Source organism: Erwinia sp. L03-1, from assembly GCF_058686115.1.
The window spans coordinates 4,160,717-4,176,481 of record NZ_CM178762.1 but is presented as its reverse complement, the minus strand read 5'-3'; the positions used below and the strand labels follow the sequence as shown (position 1 = coordinate 4,176,481).

Genomic DNA, 15,765 nt, shown 5'->3' with positions numbered 1-15,765 from the left:
ATTAAAATTTCATATTGAGTAACCGATTAATGAGTGAAATTGTTTTTGGTATCCACGCCGTGCAGGCGCTGCTGGAAAGCGATCCGCAGCGCTTTCAGGAAGTCTTTATTCTTAAAGGGCGCGACGATCGTCGTCTACAGCCGCTGATTCACGGCCTGGAAGCGCAGGGGATTGTTATACAGGTTGCCAACCGCCAGTGGCTGGACAGCCAGGTAGAAGGCGGGGTGCATCAGGGTATTGTTGCGCGGGTTAAGCCGGGCCGTCAGTATCAGGAAAATGATATTCCCGCGCTGCTGGAAAAGCTGGATTCCCCTTTCCTGCTGATCCTCGATGGCGTTACCGATCCGCATAACCTCGGTGCCTGCCTGCGCAGCGCCGATGCGGCAGGCGTACATGCGGTTATTGTCCCCCGCGACCGTTCAGCGCAGTTGAATGCCACGGCAAAAAAAGTGGCCAGCGGCGCGGCGGAGCATGTTCCCCTGATCCGCGTGACCAACCTGGCGCGTACCATGCGTATGCTACAGGAGGCTAACGTCTGGATTGTTGGCACGGCAGGTGAAGCCGATCACGATCTTTTCCAGAGCAAAATGACCGGTCCGATGGCGCTGGTGATGGGTGCGGAAGGCGAAGGTATGCGCCGTCTGACCCGCGAGCACTGTGATGAGCTGATCCGCATTCCCATGTCCGGAAGCGTCTCTTCGCTGAACGTCTCGGTCGCCACGGGTGTCTGCCTGTTTGAGGCCGTGCGTCAGCGCCGCAGTAAATAATCCTTCCGGGGCGTGACCTGCGCCCCGAAATTCACTCCCCTTTCTCCTGCATTTTTGTCCGTCTCTCATACTGACGTGAGCGTTGATGACAAAGGTGCCGTGATGGACTGGAAAACCCATACCGTATTCAATCAGCCCGATCCGCTGATTAACAGCAATCTGTTTCTTTCCGACACGCCGCTGCGCGAGGCGCTGGTCCGCGAGGGGGCAGGGTGGGACAGTGATTTTCTAACCGCCCTTGGCCAGCAGTTGGGCAGCGCGGACGCATTGGAACTCGCGCGCCTGGCCAATAGCCATCCTCCTGAACTGCTTGCCTATTCGCCACGCGGCGAACGGCTGGACGACGTCCGATTTCATTCCGCCTGGCACCAACTGATGCAGGGGCTGTGTACGAGCCGGGTACATAACCTTCCCTGGCTGGCCGATGCCTCCCCTTCGGCCTTTGTGGCGCGGACGGCCCGCTTTATTCTGCACGCGCAGGTTGAAGCCGGAACGCTTTGTCCGGTAACGATGACCTTCGGCGCGATCCCGCTGCTGCAGGCGCAGCTCCCCGTGGCTTTTCGGTCCTGGCTGCCAGGCCTGCTTTCGGACGCGTACGATCCTCAATTGCAGGATGGCGCGCAGAAGCGCGGCCTGCTGATTGGGATGGGAATGACGGAGAAGCAGGGGGGCACGGACGTCATGAGTAACACCACTCGCGCTGAGCCGGTAGCCTCGCGGGGCAGCGGCGAACGCTACCGGCTGACCGGCCATAAGTGGTTCTTTTCAGTGCCGCAAAGCGATGCGCATTTAGTGCTGGCGCAGGCAAAAGGCGGACTTTCCTGCTTCTTTCTCCCCCGTTTGCTGCCCGGTGGGGAGAGGAACGCGGTGCAGATTCAGCGGCTTAAAGAGAAGCTGGGAAACCGCTCAAATGCCAGTAGCGAGGTCGAATTTTTCGCTGCCAGCGGCTGGCTTATCGGGGAAGAGGGCCAGGGGGTGAGAATCATCCTTAAAATGGGCGGGCGGACGCGCTTTGACTGCGCGCTGGGCAGCCATAGCATGATGCGTCGTGCCTTTTCGATAGCGCTGCACCACGCACAGCAGCGACAGGTGATGGGTAAAAATCTGGCCGATCAGCCGCTGATGCGTCAGGTGTTGAGTACCCAGGCGCTGACGCTTGAGGGGCAGACGGCGATGCTGTTTCGTCTGGCACGGGCCTGGTCACAGGGTGAAGAGGAGGGCGCTCGCGCCTTTAGCCGACTGTTAACCCCGGCGGCGAAATACGTTATCTGTCAGCGCGGTATACGCTTTGTGGCGGAGGCGATGGAGGTGACCGGCGGTATTGGCTATTGCGAGGAGAGCGAGCTGCCCCGGCTTTATCGTGAAATGCCGGTTAACAGTATCTGGGAAGGTGCAGGTAACGTGATGTGTCTGGACGTTCTGCGGGTGCTGGCGAAGCAGCCAAAGAGTATTGCGTTGCTCACCGCTGAGTTTGATGCGGTCAGGGGGCAGAACAGGCATTTCGATCGCCGCTGGCAGCAGCTGAAACTGCGGCTTCGTGCGCCACAGGCAGCAGAGGCGCGGCTGTTATGTGAAGAACTTTTTACGCTTACCAGCGCCGTACAGGTGATAAGTCAGTTTGAGCCTTTGCTGGCGGACGCCTGGTGCCGCCAGATGTTGGATCCGCGTGGTAGAGCAATCCTGCCAGAAGCTGTCTGTCAGCGATTATTGCTGCGCGCCGCGGGCAGACGCTGAGGGGCCATATAAGATGGCCGTGGAGTACCATATTCCCGGCATTACCGTTTCGCTAACCAGCTGAATAACATAATAGGCGGCACCCGCCTGGTTTGCTTTCACGGCGATGGCCCGCTCGGCGTCATCGGGTGAACCCCGTTCCTGGACGCTGACGGTGCCCAGCCGCGTTAACGTTGTAGTCTGGGCGCGGGTAATTTCCTGCGCGTGCGCCGTTGCAGCCGGCGGCGATTCTGGAGCGGTTTGAAAGATTGCGCAGCTGGTCAGCAGCAGGGAGGCGAGCAGGACGGTTAACCGACGCATAGTAAGTTCTCACAGGTGGGATATTACTCAGTGTATACGTTAACCCGCTTTTTTTGGGTTTAGAGAGTCAATTTGCTGACCTGGTTCGTGGTATTGCGATCAGGTTTAACTCTGCTGTCCTGGTCAGGGAATGTAGCGTGAGTCTGATGTTCCGGCTGTAATACCTGCGATCCCGGTGGGCAATCCCAGCGGTTGCCGGGCGTCCTCACGCCAGGCTCTGCCTGGTGCCTTTGGCTCCGACGCCAGGCCGGGCGGCCCGGTCGCGAGCGGGCGTCCTGCCCGCCGCTCCCTGAGTGCAGCATCCCTGCTGCCCTCGCCTGGCCCTCCGTCTGCGCCGCAGCGCTGCGGATTGCCCGTCAATCGCAGGGATTGTCCACCTCTCGGGCTTCGGAGTTGCTTCAACCCACAGCCAGCACCATGCAAAGGGACCACACGTAGGCGACACCTCCAGCTTTTGCAGCACCGGGCCCCACCCATAGGCGACATCCCATACCTGTGCAGCACCGGCCCCCACTCCTTGGCGACACCCCAGTCCTGTGCAGCGCCGGGCCCCCCAGCGGCCGGTCAGACTACGTCCTTACGGTAAACACGCTGACTAAATTGTTCAAAGCATGCCCCTTACGACTCAAATCCTGAGTTGTTTGCCCGGAAGTGGTCACCAAATCGCTATTCTGCTGCGTTGCCTGCCCAATCTGATTCATGGCCAGATTCACCTGACCTATCCCCAGCGCCTGCTCCCTGGACGCGACGTCAATCTCACCCATCAGCACATTAACCTGACCAATGCGATCGATAATCTCCTCCATCGCCCCACGGGTCTGTTCAGACAGCGCGTGCCCCTGAACGATTTTATTCAGAGAGCTATCAATAAGGCCGTCAATTTCTTTTGCCGCCTGCGCGCTGCGCTGGGCCAGCGCCCGGACCTCCGCGGCAACTACGGCAAAACCCTTACCGTGCTCACCGGCGCGGGCCGCTTCAACGGCTGCATTCAGCGCCAGAATATTGGTCTGGAAAGCAATAGACTCAATGACGTGAGTTATCGCGGAAATACTCTGCGACGCGCTGTTAATCTCAGTCATGGTCACCACCGAACGCGAAACGGTATCGCCCCCCTTACTGATGACATGCGTGGTCTCGCCCACCAGCGTCAGTGCCTGCGAAACGTTAGCGGAGTTTTGCGCCACGGTAGCACTCAGCTGCTCCAGACTGGCCGAGGTCTCCTCGACGCTGCTGGCCTGGCGTGAAATCTGTTCGCTAATATTTTCGCCGCTAACGGCGATAGCATCGCTGCTGGTACTGATCTCCTGCGCCGCCTCACGCACCTGGGATACAATGCGATCCAGCCCGTTACCGATGCCGTTAATGGCGTTAATCAGCTGCCCTACCTCATCATCGCGGTTTGTCTCCAGCGTAGCCCGCAGATTGCCCCCCGCATAGTGGCGCGCCAGATCAATAACCTGCTTTAGCGGTTTGCTGAGCCAGCGACGGGTAATAAGCAAAAAGCACAGGGTAAACAGCAGCACCAGCGTCGCACCAATCAGTAAAAACAGATTACGGGTGTGATCGATGGGGGCCAGCATCAGGCTCTTATCCACCTCGCCAATAATGACCCAGTTCCAGCCCGGCAGTCTCTGCCAGGTTATCATCCGCGTTTTCCCATCCTCAGAGGTGAACTCTGCACTGCCGCTGGTCTGGCTTAGCAGCTGTTTTTGTAGTGCCTCACTCCACGCCGGGCGTTTGCCTTCCAGCGTGGGGTGAAAGAGAAACTGGCCCTGACTTTTTCCTTCGGCGCTGTTCAAAACGTAGAAGTGTCCACTTTCCCCCAATTTTTTACCCAGTACTTTATTGCGCATCAGCGCAAAGGGTTTGGTGATCTCCACCCCGACGAAAAGTATGCCGATGACCGTGCCATCGGTGTCTCTGACGGGCTGATACTGCGTAATATAGCGTTTACCAAACAGGATGCTGACGCCTTCATAGGATCCCCCCTGTAGCGCCTGCTTCCAGGCCGGGCTGCTGTGGTCGAGCCGTGTACCCATGGCACGTTCGCCATCTTCCTTACGCAGCGAAGTGGAAATGCGCAGAAAATCGTCACCCGTACGAACAAAAATCGTAGAAATAGCCCCGGTTCGCTGCTGAAAGTCGTCGACCAGCCCCTGGTCCAGATTTAGCGTCTTTACGCCGGCCCGCAGAGTTGGAGCCTGTTCGTTGCCAATGGTTACCCGCTGATTTTCATCCCGCGAAAAGCGCTTTGGCAGATAGTTTTGAAACAGGGCGCTGTAGTTAGCGACTTCTTCAGTCAGCGTTCCTTTAAACATGGTCGCCATATCTCCCATACCGCTCACCTGGTTTTCCATATTCTCTAATGTCAGATTCTCTATTTGACGGGAAGCGTTATGCGTCAGGGAAAGCGTCAGGGCAAGAAAAAGTAGGGTGACGGTGAGTGATGCCATTACTGATAATTTTGCGCCAAGGCTCCAGCGGCGCAATGAAAAAAGGATCATGGTTTAGCCTGTTGATGTATAAGGGTGTTACAACGGTTAACGGCAAACCTTAATCAATATTTAATATTTATTATTTAATGATATAAGCAGGCATACTGACTAAATCACTTTCTTCTCGCCGCGACGCCAGGGGCGTTTTGCGCCTGCCGAGCCGTCTTAAGGTAACGGGATAGCTTATGATTGAACTCAGTACTGACACCTTCGCCGGCATCGACTGCCTGCATGCGACCCCCTCAGGCCAGCAGAAGCAGCCGTTACCCACCGTGGTTTTTTATCATGGCTTTACCTCTTCTAAAGAGGTGTACGCGTACTTTGCCGTCGCGCTGGCGCAGGCGGGTTTTCGCGTAGTGATGCCCGATGCCTGTCAACACGGCGCGCGTTATGATGGTGACGCGCAGGCGCGGCTGGGCCATTTTTGGGATATTTTGAAAACGAACATTGATGAACTGCCCGCGCTGGAAACGGCGCTGCGCGAACAGGGGCTGATTGAAAAAGATCGCTTTGCCGTGGCGGGAGCGTCAATGGGCGGAATGACGGCGATCGGAGCCATGACGCGCTACCCGCATCTCTCCTGCGTCGCCTGCCTGATGGGGTCGGGCTATTTTATGTCACTGTCTCACCATCTGTTTCCCCCGCTGGTGGCCGATACTGAGTGGCAGAAAAGCGAAGTTGAGGCGCGAATGGCCCCGCTGGCCGCCTGTGATGTCAGCCACCAGTTAGAAAAAGTCGCCGACAGACCGCTGCTGGTATGGCACGGTGAAGCTGACGATCTGGTGCCTGTTGCTGAAAGCGTCAGGCTGGCCAGCGCGCTGCGCGAAGCAAAAATAGACTGTCATCTGACATTTATTATTGAGCAGGGCGTCGGTCATCGCATCACGCCACTGGCGCTGACGGAGACCGTGGCATTTTTCCGTAGTCATTTGTAAGTTACACGGGGTTGCCGCATCCACGGAGGGGGGCATTCGCCGGCGACCGACGCCTTTTTTATCGCCTCACCGCAGGTAATTTAACCGCTGGTGGCCTTTATCCTACGAAAACTCCCCCGCCCCTGAAAATAAGTGGCGTCCGCGGCGACTTTGCCTTGAGTTTTTCGCGGGCCGCCAGTATGATTACGCGTCAATTTTTCGGCCGCACACACATACACGTTCCTTGCTTCCATGGGCCGCGGCTGACCCTGACAGGAGGCTGAATAATCCGTAAGGAGCAAATTCGATGCGTCATTACGAAATCGTATTTATGGTTCACCCTGACCAAAGCGAACAGGTTCCTGGCATGATCGAGCGTTACACCGGTGCTATCACTGGTGCAGAAGGCACGATCCACCGTCTGGAAGACTGGGGCCGTCGTCAGCTGGCTTATCCGATCAACAAACTGCATAAAGCTCACTACGTTCTGCTGAACGTGGAAGCGCCGCAGGAAGCGATCGATGAGCTGGAAACTAACTTCCGCTTCAACGACGCCGTTATCCGCAGCATGGTTATGCGCGTTAAGCACGCGGTAACTGAAGCTTCTCCGATGGTTAAAGCGAAAGACGAGCGCCGCGAGCGTCGTGAAGATTTTGCTAACGAAACCTCTGATGATGCTGATGCTGGGGATTCTGAAGAGTAATCAACCATGACGGCTAATCAGCTGACGCTGTCTGGCACCGTGTGCAAGACGCCGATGCGAAAAGTCAGCCCGTCAGGTATTCCACACTGCCAGTTCGTGCTTGAGCACCGTTCAGAGCAGGTGGAAGCCGGTTTTACCCGGCAAGCCTGGTGTCGTATGCCGGTGGTAATCAGCGGCAAAGCCCATCAGGCCATTACTCAAAGTATAACGGTCGGTACGCATATCACCGTTTCAGGTTTCATTAGCTGCCATCAAGGGCGTAATGGACTGAACAAAACGGTGCTGCATGCCGAGCAGATTGAATTGATAGATTCTGGAGACTAGCCTAATGGCACGTTATTTCCGTCGTCGCAAGTTCTGCCGTTTCACCGCGGAAGGCGTTGTAGAGATTGATTACAAAGATATCGCTACGCTGAAAAACTACATTACCGAAAGTGGTAAAATTGTCCCGAGCCGTATCACCGGTACTCGCGCAAAATACCAGCGTCAGCTGGCTCGCTGCATCAAGCGTGCTCGCTACCTGTCCCTGTTGCCATATACCGATCGTCATCAGTAATCGGCAATCGTCTATAACGACTTTAAGAGGATAAGGTAATGCAAGTTATTCTGCTTGATAAAGTAGCAAACCTGGGCACCCTGGGCGATCAGGTTAATGTTAAAGCGGGCTACGCTCGTAACTTCCTGGTTCCACAGGGCAAAGCTGTTCCAGCGACTAAGAAAAACGTAGAGTTTTTCGAAGCTCGCCGCGCAGAACTGGAAGCCAAAATGGCTGACGTTCTGACCGCAGCTAATGCACGCGCTGAGAAAATCAACGCACTGGGCACCGTTACCCTCGCGTCTAAAGCAGGCGACGAAGGTAAACTGTTTGGTTCTGTGGGTGCTCGCGACATCGCTGACGCTGTTACTGCAGCTGGCGTTGAAGTGAACAAGAGCGAAGTTCGCCTGCCGAACGGCGTTCTGCGTACCACTGGCGACCACGAAGTGCATTTCGCTGTTCACAGCGAAGTTGTCGCTAAACTGGTTGTTAACATCGTTGCTCAAGCCTGATTGGTTTAAGTAGCGAATAAAAACGCCGGCCCTGTGCCGGCGTTTTTTTTTGCCTTTTATTCAGCCAACCAGACTACTACTGTGCGCGCAGAAATGTGCCGTCCGGCTGGCGGGTAAACAGCACCTGTCCGCTGCTGCCGTCGGCGGTCAGCCCGGTGATCACGCCCTGCGTATTCAGCCGAATCTTCACCGTTTGCCCTGTCTGTAGGTTACTCAGCGGCTTATCGTTTCCTTCCACCTGCGCCATCGCGAATACGTCGTTAACCGGCAGATTATTATCGCGGAAAAGCTGCGCCAGCGTCTGGCCTGAAGCAATCTGATAGCTGCGCCACTGCCCCTGTGAGTCTGGCGAGGCGACCGGTTGCTGGGCAGCAGGGGAGCTTTGGGCTGGCCTGTCTGTGATTTCTGCCTGTAGCGGCAGATCGGTGCCGCCCGTACTGCCGGTATTTACCGGACGCTGCTGTGGCTCCGGCGTGGGGGATGGCCAAAGAAACGCCAGCAGCACTACCGCGATGACAACAATAATGCCGCGGCGATGGAAGGGAGGGAGCGGATCCATCCAGCGTACGGAATCCGGCAGATGCCACAGCTGGCTGAAAAAATGGGGTAATCGTGTTCCTGAAGACGCTTTCGGCATGGCGTCGGCCTCCTGGCGCGAATGTCGCGCAAATAGTGAGCTTCTGGCTATCCGGTTGACAAGACCGTTTAGTGAAAGCGGCTGGCTTTTCCCTTGCCTGCGGGCAGAATAACCCATGTTAACCTCGACTCAAATATAGCTGATAACGCGTTGTGCGTGCGGAGTTTATTCCGTCATTGGGATCAAAGCATTGTTTCCTTTTCAACGGCAAAAGTCACCTTAAGAAGATGGGGTTTTACGGCGGTAGTACTGGCTGTTATGCTTCGTCTTCTGTTTTATCAATGATGAAAGGAAATTCCATGACAACCCCTTCTTTTGACAGCGTAGAAGCGCAAGCAAGCTACGGTATTGGTTTACAGGTTGGCCAGCAGCTGCTGGAGTCCGGACTACAGGGCCTGCAGCCAGAAGCCCTGCTGGCTGGTCTGCGCGACGCGCTGGAAGGGAATGCCCCGGCTGTACCTGTTGATGTTGTTCACCGTGCGCTGCGTGAAGTTCATGAACGTGCCGATGCCGTTCGGACTGAACGTCAGCAGGCGATGGCGGCTGAGGGGCAAAAATTCCTCGAAGAAAATGCTCAGCGTGAAGGGGTAAGTACCACCGAATCCGGCCTGCAATTCAGCGTGCTGACCCAGGGTGAAGGCGCGATCCCTTCCCGTCAGGATCGCGTCCGTGTGCACTACACCGGTAAGCTGATTGACGGCACCGTATTTGACAGCTCCGTACAGCGCGGCGAGCCGGCTGAGTTCCCGGTCAGCGGCGTTATTCCCGGCTGGATCGAAGCGCTTACGCTGATGCCGGTTGGTTCTAAATGGCAGCTGGTTATCCCTCAGAACCTGGCCTACGGCGAACGTGGTGCCGGTGCAACCATCCCGCCACTCAGTACGCTGGTATTTGAAGTGGAGCTGTTAGAAATTCTGTAATCCACGTATTTTGTCCAGTCGATAATAGAAAAAGAGAGAATGATCACCTCATCCTCTCTTTTTTATCGCCTTAAAATGGGTTTACTCTGGCCATTTTCTTTAGATAATATTCTATTTACCATGAACGCTTCTCCTTGTCGCTTATATACGATTGACTCATTAACATTGCTGTAGTTATTATCCCTCCTGCCCCAATGGTTGGGGATTATAAATATTATGGGAGATAAATAATGCGTGAACTAAATAAAAATGAAGTCTCTGCCGTATCCGGTGGTCTGATCTTTGATCGTATTGGCGAAGCGCTGGGTAAAGCTATAGGCTCCGCAGTCAGTTCAGCTGTGACCGATGCCGCAGGTATGCTGGGTAAGGGTATTGGCTGTATTTTTGAGCTGAATGTGATCGGTGCGGTACAAAATATGAGTCAGGGTATTCGCGGTATCGTAGAGTGGGCTAAGGGGAAAACCACAAACTAAGTTAATTACTGTCGAAATAAAGGCCAGCCCTGATAGGTTAATTAGGGCTGGCTTTCATTTATCTATTTACCCGCCCGTTCAGGACGTTTCATTTTATCGAAATTATTTTACACCCCGCACTATTCTTGCAAATTTATTTGATAGATAGCGAAGCCAGTTTCGTCCGTTCCTTTTAACTCAACAGGATACTGGGCATGCTGCTGAATAAACTGCCTGGCCTTTTCATCGGGTGATGTCTCAAAACGAATATCTAAGGGCGTTGAACTCTTAATCGTAGCCAGCTTCCAGTTATTATCCGCCTGGGGTTTAACTTCCCCCTGCGCGTTAGTTTGCGCGCGGATCCAGGCGGCGAGCACGCTACGGTTTTCATCCGGTGATGCAAAGGCGATATGTGACTCACCCGTACCGGCAAATTTCCCGCTGTAGGCCCGATAGTTATTGGTCGCCACCAGGAAAGTGGCTTTAGGATCGACAGGCTTGCCCTGCCAGGTCAGATGCTGAATGCGCGAGGCTTTATCATTAATCAGCTGGCACTCGGCGTCATAACGGGCAGGCTGGGTAACGTCGATGCGGTAGTCCACTCCGTCAATCACATCAAAATTATAGGTGCGGAAATTCCAGTTAATCAGCGACTGTGGCTGGCTGCTGTGTATATCAATCTGGTTAAACTGGCCTGCTGAGCACTCCAGCCACTCTTTTACCTCTGCGCCACTCACTTTCATCACTACCAGCGTATTGGGGTAAAGATAGAGATCGGCGGCGTTACGAAAGGTCAGTTCACCCTTCTCGACGGTGACATAGCTGCTGGGATCGTTTTTACGCCCACCCGCTTTAAAGGGGGCTGCTGCCGACAGCACCGGCAGGTTGGCCAGATCCGGGTCGCCCTGGATAAAGTGCTGCACATAATCGCGCTGAGCGTTATTAACGATCTGGACGGTCGGGTCGTCCTGCACCAGCGACAGGTAGCTGTACATCACATCGGCTGATTTACCCACCGGTTTGCCAACGAAAGCGCGGGTGGCCTTATGTTCCTCCTCCAGCACCTTCACCAGCGACGTATCTTCGGCCGCCAGGGATGTCTTTGAGGTATTGTCATATACCGGGCGCGCTTCAGCTTTTGCTTCGCTAACCTGCCAGCGTCCCGAATCGTTGTTTAACACCAGATCCACGACGCCGAGATGATCGCCCCACATGCCCGGCATCACGGCCGGAACACCATTCAGCGTACCTTTGCTGATATCAGCCCCCTTGATGGTCGCGAAATCTTTTCCGGGGAAGACGGCGTGAGCGTGTCCGAAAAGGATGGCATTAATACCGGGCACCTGGCTCAGATAGTAGGCGGAGTTTTCTGCCATCGCTTTATAAGGATCGCCGGACAGGCCGGAGTGGGGGATGGCGACAATGATATCAGCGCCCTGCGCACGCATGATGGGCACCCATTTCCTGGCCGTTTCGGTAATATCATCCACTTTAATTTTGCCGCTAAGATTGGTTTTATCCCACACCATGATCTGTGGCGGGACAAAGCCAATGTAGCCGACTTTCAACGGGTGGGATTTCCCTTCCCGATCGGTCACCTGTATCTCTTTGATAAGCCAGGGCGTGAACAGGGGCTTACTGGTTTTGAGATCGATAATATTGGCGTTGATATAGGGGAACCGGGCGCCGTCGATCGCTTTATGAAGATAATCGAGTCCATAGTTAAATTCATGGTTACCCAGGTTACCCACGGTATAATCCAGCTGGTTCATCGCTTTATATACCGGGTGCACCTCCCGCTGTTTTAGCCCTCTGGCGGCAATATAGTCGCCCAGCGGGCTACCCTGGATAATGTCACCGTTATCAACCAGTACGCTATTGGTCGCCTCCTTTCGTGCGGCCTTAATAAGCGTCGCGGTACGTACCAGACCAAATTTTTCAGTTGGCGTATCTTTGTAGTAATCAAAATCCATCATATTGCTGTGCAGATCGGTCGTCTCCAGCAGGCGGAAATCTACCGTTGCCGCATGGATGGTGGTGCTGACCAGCAGTGCCGCCAGCGTCAGGCAGGGTTTTATCATCGTTCTCTCCTTGTTTATTGCCGATACCCTCTGTTTTTCGGCTATCAACATCTCAGCTTTTAAAAAGAATGTTACCTGGTGTCTCACAGATATGTGATCTCACACAAATATTTACGTCTTATGACAGTGCGGTAATCGGATTTTATTCCTCTTAAGGGAGGAAACGACCATAAACCGCAGGTTCTGAGATGAATAATAAAGTATGCTTTTGATACCGGAAATAAGACGCAAATCAAGAGGTGAAGCATGTTAGAGAAAATTTGCCAGCTGTCGCGGGAAGCGGGAGACGCCATTATGCGGGTCTATGATGGGCAGGCACCGCTTGATATTTCTCATAAGCAGGACGACTCGCCCGTCACGGCTGCGGATATCGCCGCACACCGGGTGATCTTCGCCGGGCTTTCAGCATTATCACCGGAGATCCCGGTACTCTCTGAGGAAGATCCTCCTGCCTGGGATGTCCGTCAGGCCTGGCAGCGCTACTGGCTGGTTGATCCGCTGGATGGGACGAAAGAGTTCATCAAGCGCAACGGCGAATTCACCGTAAACATCGCCCTTATTGAGAACGGCAGGCCGGTTATGGGCGTGGTTTATGCACCAGTGTTGGGCGTGATGTACTCGGCAGCAGAGGGGAAAGCCTGGAAGGAAGAGGGCGGCCACCGGGAGCAGATTCAGGTGCGCGAGGCGCGGCCGCCGCTGGTCGTTGTCAGCCGTTCGCACAGCGATACCGAACTTGAGGACTATTTGAGCCAGCTGGGCGAGCACCAGACCATCGCCATTGGCTCGTCGCTTAAGTTTTGCCTGGTGGCAGAAGGGAAAGCACAGCTTTACCCCCGCTTTGGGCCGACGAATATCTGGGATACGGGGGCGGGCCATGCCGTCGCGGTAGCTGCCGGGGCGCATGTCCATGACTGGCAGGGCCGTACGCTCGATTATGCCCCACGCGAATCTTTTCTCAATCCCGGCTTTCGCGTATCAATATTCTGACCGCCTGGGCGAGGCGGCTTGCCTGCTGTCCGGACTGGCAGCGCCGCGACGCTTCACTTGCCCGACTGTTCGGATAGCTGACCCTCTGGCTATCCGACTAAAAGACGCACCAGCGCGAGCACCTGTTTCACCTCATCCTGAGTCAGTGCGCCATCCTTTGCGAAGCGCACTTTCCCCTCTTTATCCAGCACGATAATGGCAGACCCCCCATCCTGCAGCTGCCAGGCTTTTTTTGCCACGCCCCGGTCGTCAACGATGAACTGCGACCAGGGATACTGTTTTTTATTGTTTTCGATGCTGCTGCTGACAAACATGCCGGTACCGGGAATAGCATCATCAGTATTCACCAGGGTGGTGGTCTGGTAGCGATCGTGCGGCAGCCCTGCGGCCTTCACCGCTTCTATCAGTGCCGCATTCTTTTCTTTGGCAGATGAACGCCCTGCAATGTGCTGAATGATGCGCACTTTCCCCACCAGGTGGGCGCTGTTCCATTTCGCGTAGCTGAATCTGTTCTGCTGGTAGACAAGTTCACCCTTATCCGCAATACCGATGGGTGATACGCGCGCTCCCAGGACAAAATCATGCGCGCCTGCCTGCACCTCGAACAGTAAAGCAATGGGAATCAAAAACGCGCGAATGGGCGACATAGAGGCTCCTGGGATCTGATCCGACCAGATGGTCATGTTATTGCAATAGTAAACGGAGATGATGCTTATGTCGCATTGGTATAACATCTTTGCAACACACTGCACAAATCCGTGCGCTTTGAAGGTTTATACTCTTTGCACGCGTTGATATGACAGAGCGTACTGTCAGGATATGTAATAACAGTAAGAAAGTTTGATTTTAGGAATTCAGGAAGACGATCCTGGTCTATAGTAAATCCACTTTTCGCTGCAAAGCTTCGTACCAAGCCTGGACACGACGCAGCGAGCATCATTTTCAGGAGTTGAACCACAATGAAGATCTTTCAGCGATATAACCCGCTGCAGGTTGCTAAATACGTTAAAATTCTCTTTCGTGGCAGGCTGTATATAAAAGACGTAGGCGCTTTCGAGTTCGATAAGGGGAAAATTCTTCTCCCGCGTATCAAAGACAAACAGCACTACAGCGTGATGTCAGAAGTGAACCGCCAGGTCCTGCGTATGCAGACAGAATTTAACTAATTCTCCCTCCGCCTGCGCGAGGGGAAAAAGTAAGGCGCGAATTTCGCGCCTTACTTGTTTCTGACCGGTCAGGTTTACGGCAGACTATCCCTTCCATGCAGCTCCGCGTTTCAAGCAGGCCGCTCTCCACACAGACCTGAATTTCCAACAGACTGATTATTCTTCGACAGCGTCAGGCAGTACCGGAGCCGTCGGTGGGCGCGCAACGATGCGCGTAACCAGCAGCTGATCGATACGGTAGCTGTCAATATCGACCACTTCAAACTTGTAGCCGTGAAACTTAACGAAATCGGTACGTTTCGGGATTTTTCGCAGCATAAACATCATAAAGCCGCCGATGGTTTCATAGTTGCCAGACTGAGGAAACTCGTCAATATCCAGTACGCGCATGACGTCATCTATCGGCGTACCGCCCTCGACCAGCCATGAGTTTTCATCGCGGGCAACAATTTGCTCTTCCATTCCCTGACCGACCAGATCGCCCATCAGCGTGGTCATCACGTCATTGAGGGTAATGATCCCCACCACCAGCGCATACTCATTCATAATCACCGCAAAGTCTTCCCCGGCGGTCTTAAAACTTTCCAGCGCTTCCGATAGCGTCAGGGTATCCGGCACGATGAGCGCAGAGCGGATCTGTACGCCGCTGTTAAGCGCCATGCTCTGGTGCCCCAGTACGCGCAGCAGCAGCTCTTTAGAATCCACATAGCCTACGATATGGTCGATATCCTGATTACATACGAGGAACTTGGAGTGGGGATGGTTGGCGATTTTTTTCTTCAGGCTCTCTTCGTCTTCATGCAGATCAAACCACACCACATTTTCACGCGAGGTCATCGACGAGGGAACGGTGCGTGACTCCAGTTCGAACACGTTTTCAATCAGTTCATGTTCCTGCTTACGCAGCACGCCCGCCAGCGCACCGGCTTCCACCACCGCGTAAATATCGTCAGAGGTGATGTCGTCTTTACGCACCAGCGGGATTTTAAACAGGCGAAAAATAATGTTGGCTCCGCCGTTAAAGAACCATACCAGCGGGCGGAAAATAAACAGGCACAGCCGCATTGGGTTGATGATTTTGAGGGCAATGACCTCGGGGGCAATCATGCCCAAACGCTTAGGGAACAAATCGGCAAACAGAATAAACAGGCTGGTCACCAGGGTGAAGGAGCACACAAAACTCAGCTGCTCGGCACGCTCGGGGCTCACAATGCGGAGAAAAAGCGAGCGAAAGGCCGGAGAAAAGGCAGAGTCACCGACGATACCGCCGAGGATAGCGACCGCATTCAGCCCAATCTGCACCACGGTAAAGAACATCCCCGGGGTTTCCTGCATTTTTAGCACATGCTGGGCATTCACATTGCCGTCGTTAGCCAGCAGTTTCAGTTTGATTTTGCGTGCCGCCGCCAGCGAGATTTCTGAAAGAGAGAAAAATGAACTGACCGCAATCAGCAGTAAGATGACAAGCAAGCTGTCTAACATAGAACATCCATAATATGGCACGATTCAGTAGCAATCAGAGTGAAGCGCCTGAAACCTGGCCTTGGGTTAATCACCTGTCA

Annotated in this window: 17 protein-coding genes; 11 read left to right on the top strand and 6 right to left on the bottom strand. The window is 54.4% G+C overall.

Going from position 1 to position 15,765, the window contains the following annotated elements:
- Positions 1 to 29: 29 nt before the first annotated feature.
- Entirely contained in the window at positions 30 to 767 is a 738-nt protein-coding gene (rlmB, locus tag AC4PCC_RS19175; protein ID WP_492125579.1) for a 23S rRNA (guanosine(2251)-2'-O)-methyltransferase RlmB, read from the top strand.
- Positions 768 to 869: 102 nt separating this feature from the next.
- Positions 870 to 2,501, top strand: coding sequence for an isovaleryl-CoA dehydrogenase (locus AC4PCC_RS19170; protein ID WP_492125578.1), 1,632 nt, complete (start codon positions 870 to 872; stop codon positions 2,499 to 2,501).
- Here AC4PCC_RS19170 and bsmA read toward each other — a convergent pair.
- Both bsmA and AC4PCC_RS19160 read right to left on the bottom strand, forming a co-directional pair.
- A complete protein-coding gene (gene bsmA / locus AC4PCC_RS19165; RefSeq protein WP_492125577.1) occupies positions 2,472 to 2,801 on the bottom strand; it encodes a biofilm peroxide resistance protein BsmA in 330 nt (109 codons plus the stop codon). The genes AC4PCC_RS19170 and bsmA overlap by 30 nt on opposite strands.
- 569 nt (positions 2,802 to 3,370) lie before the next feature.
- On the bottom strand, positions 3,371 to 5,305 hold the full coding sequence (locus AC4PCC_RS19160; RefSeq protein ID WP_492125576.1) for a methyl-accepting chemotaxis protein: 1,935 nt from the start codon (positions 5,303 to 5,305) through the stop codon (positions 3,371 to 3,373).
- Between the two features lie 176 nt (positions 5,306 to 5,481).
- On the opposite strand from AC4PCC_RS19160, the gene yjfP reads away from it, so the two are divergent.
- From yjfP to rplI, 5 genes are all read left to right on the top strand, one after another.
- Positions 5,482 to 6,231, top strand: a complete 750-nt coding sequence (yjfP, locus tag AC4PCC_RS19155; protein ID WP_492125575.1) for an esterase — start codon at positions 5,482 to 5,484, stop codon at positions 6,229 to 6,231.
- A gap of 286 nt (positions 6,232 to 6,517) precedes the next feature.
- The gene (rpsF, locus tag AC4PCC_RS19150; RefSeq protein WP_067704133.1) at positions 6,518 to 6,913 is read left to right on the top strand and encodes a 30S ribosomal protein S6; all 396 of its coding nucleotides are present in this window, start codon (positions 6,518 to 6,520) and stop codon (positions 6,911 to 6,913) included.
- Positions 6,914 to 6,919: 6 nt separating this feature from the next.
- Positions 6,920 to 7,237: a primosomal replication protein N gene (gene priB / locus AC4PCC_RS19145; RefSeq protein WP_067704130.1), complete on the top strand. Its 318-nt coding sequence runs from the start codon at positions 6,920 to 6,922 to the stop codon at positions 7,235 to 7,237.
- 4 nt (positions 7,238 to 7,241) lie between these two features.
- Positions 7,242 to 7,469 (top strand): 30S ribosomal protein S18, encoded by a 228-nt coding sequence (gene rpsR / locus AC4PCC_RS19140; protein ID WP_002210155.1) that lies wholly within the window; start codon positions 7,242 to 7,244, stop codon positions 7,467 to 7,469.
- Between the two features lie 38 nt (positions 7,470 to 7,507).
- Complete coding sequence (gene rplI, locus AC4PCC_RS19135) at positions 7,508 to 7,960, top strand: 50S ribosomal protein L9 (protein ID WP_067704128.1); 453 nt, start codon at positions 7,508 to 7,510, stop codon at positions 7,958 to 7,960.
- A 76-nt stretch (positions 7,961 to 8,036) separates the two neighbouring features.
- On the opposite strand, the gene AC4PCC_RS19130 is transcribed toward rplI, so the two are convergent.
- The gene (locus tag AC4PCC_RS19130) at positions 8,037 to 8,597 is read right to left on the bottom strand and encodes an OapA family protein (protein WP_492125574.1); all 561 of its coding nucleotides are present in this window, start codon (positions 8,595 to 8,597) and stop codon (positions 8,037 to 8,039) included.
- Between the two features lie 299 nt (positions 8,598 to 8,896).
- Here AC4PCC_RS19130 and bamJ point away from each other — a divergent pair, with 299 nt between their 5' ends.
- On the top strand, positions 8,897 to 9,517 hold the full coding sequence (gene bamJ, locus AC4PCC_RS19125) for a BamJ family beta-barrel-assembly machinery protein (protein ID WP_067704123.1): 621 nt from the start codon (positions 8,897 to 8,899) through the stop codon (positions 9,515 to 9,517).
- A gap of 230 nt (positions 9,518 to 9,747) precedes the next feature.
- Positions 9,748 to 9,990 carry a hypothetical protein gene (locus tag AC4PCC_RS19120; RefSeq protein WP_492125573.1) on the top strand — a complete coding sequence of 81 codons (243 nt, stop codon included), beginning with the start codon at positions 9,748 to 9,750 and terminating at the stop codon, positions 9,988 to 9,990.
- 119 nt (positions 9,991 to 10,109) lie between these two features.
- Here the strand turns inward: AC4PCC_RS19120 and AC4PCC_RS19115 are convergent, their stop codons facing one another.
- Entirely contained in the window at positions 10,110 to 12,050 is a 1,941-nt protein-coding gene (locus AC4PCC_RS19115) for a bifunctional 2',3'-cyclic-nucleotide 2'-phosphodiesterase/3'-nucleotidase (RefSeq protein ID WP_492125572.1), read from the bottom strand.
- Between the two features lie 246 nt (positions 12,051 to 12,296).
- Here AC4PCC_RS19115 and cysQ point away from each other — a divergent pair, with 246 nt between their 5' ends.
- The gene (gene cysQ / locus AC4PCC_RS19110; RefSeq protein ID WP_492125571.1) at positions 12,297 to 13,037 is read left to right on the top strand and encodes a 3'(2'),5'-bisphosphate nucleotidase CysQ; all 741 of its coding nucleotides are present in this window, start codon (positions 12,297 to 12,299) and stop codon (positions 13,035 to 13,037) included.
- A gap of 89 nt (positions 13,038 to 13,126) precedes the next feature.
- On the opposite strand, the gene AC4PCC_RS19105 is transcribed toward cysQ, so the two are convergent.
- Entirely contained in the window at positions 13,127 to 13,684 is a 558-nt protein-coding gene (locus tag AC4PCC_RS19105) for a YtfJ family protein (protein ID WP_492125570.1), read from the bottom strand.
- A 312-nt stretch (positions 13,685 to 13,996) separates the two neighbouring features.
- Here AC4PCC_RS19105 and AC4PCC_RS19100 point away from each other — a divergent pair, with 312 nt between their 5' ends.
- Positions 13,997 to 14,203 (top strand): DUF1107 domain-containing protein, encoded by a 207-nt coding sequence (locus AC4PCC_RS19100; protein WP_067704109.1) that lies wholly within the window; start codon positions 13,997 to 13,999, stop codon positions 14,201 to 14,203.
- A 156-nt stretch (positions 14,204 to 14,359) separates the two neighbouring features.
- Here the strand turns inward: AC4PCC_RS19100 and paeA are convergent, their stop codons facing one another.
- On the bottom strand, positions 14,360 to 15,685 hold the full coding sequence (gene paeA, locus AC4PCC_RS19095) for a polyamine export protein PaeA (protein ID WP_067704106.1): 1,326 nt from the start codon (positions 15,683 to 15,685) through the stop codon (positions 14,360 to 14,362).
- Positions 15,686 to 15,765 lie beyond the last annotated feature (80 nt).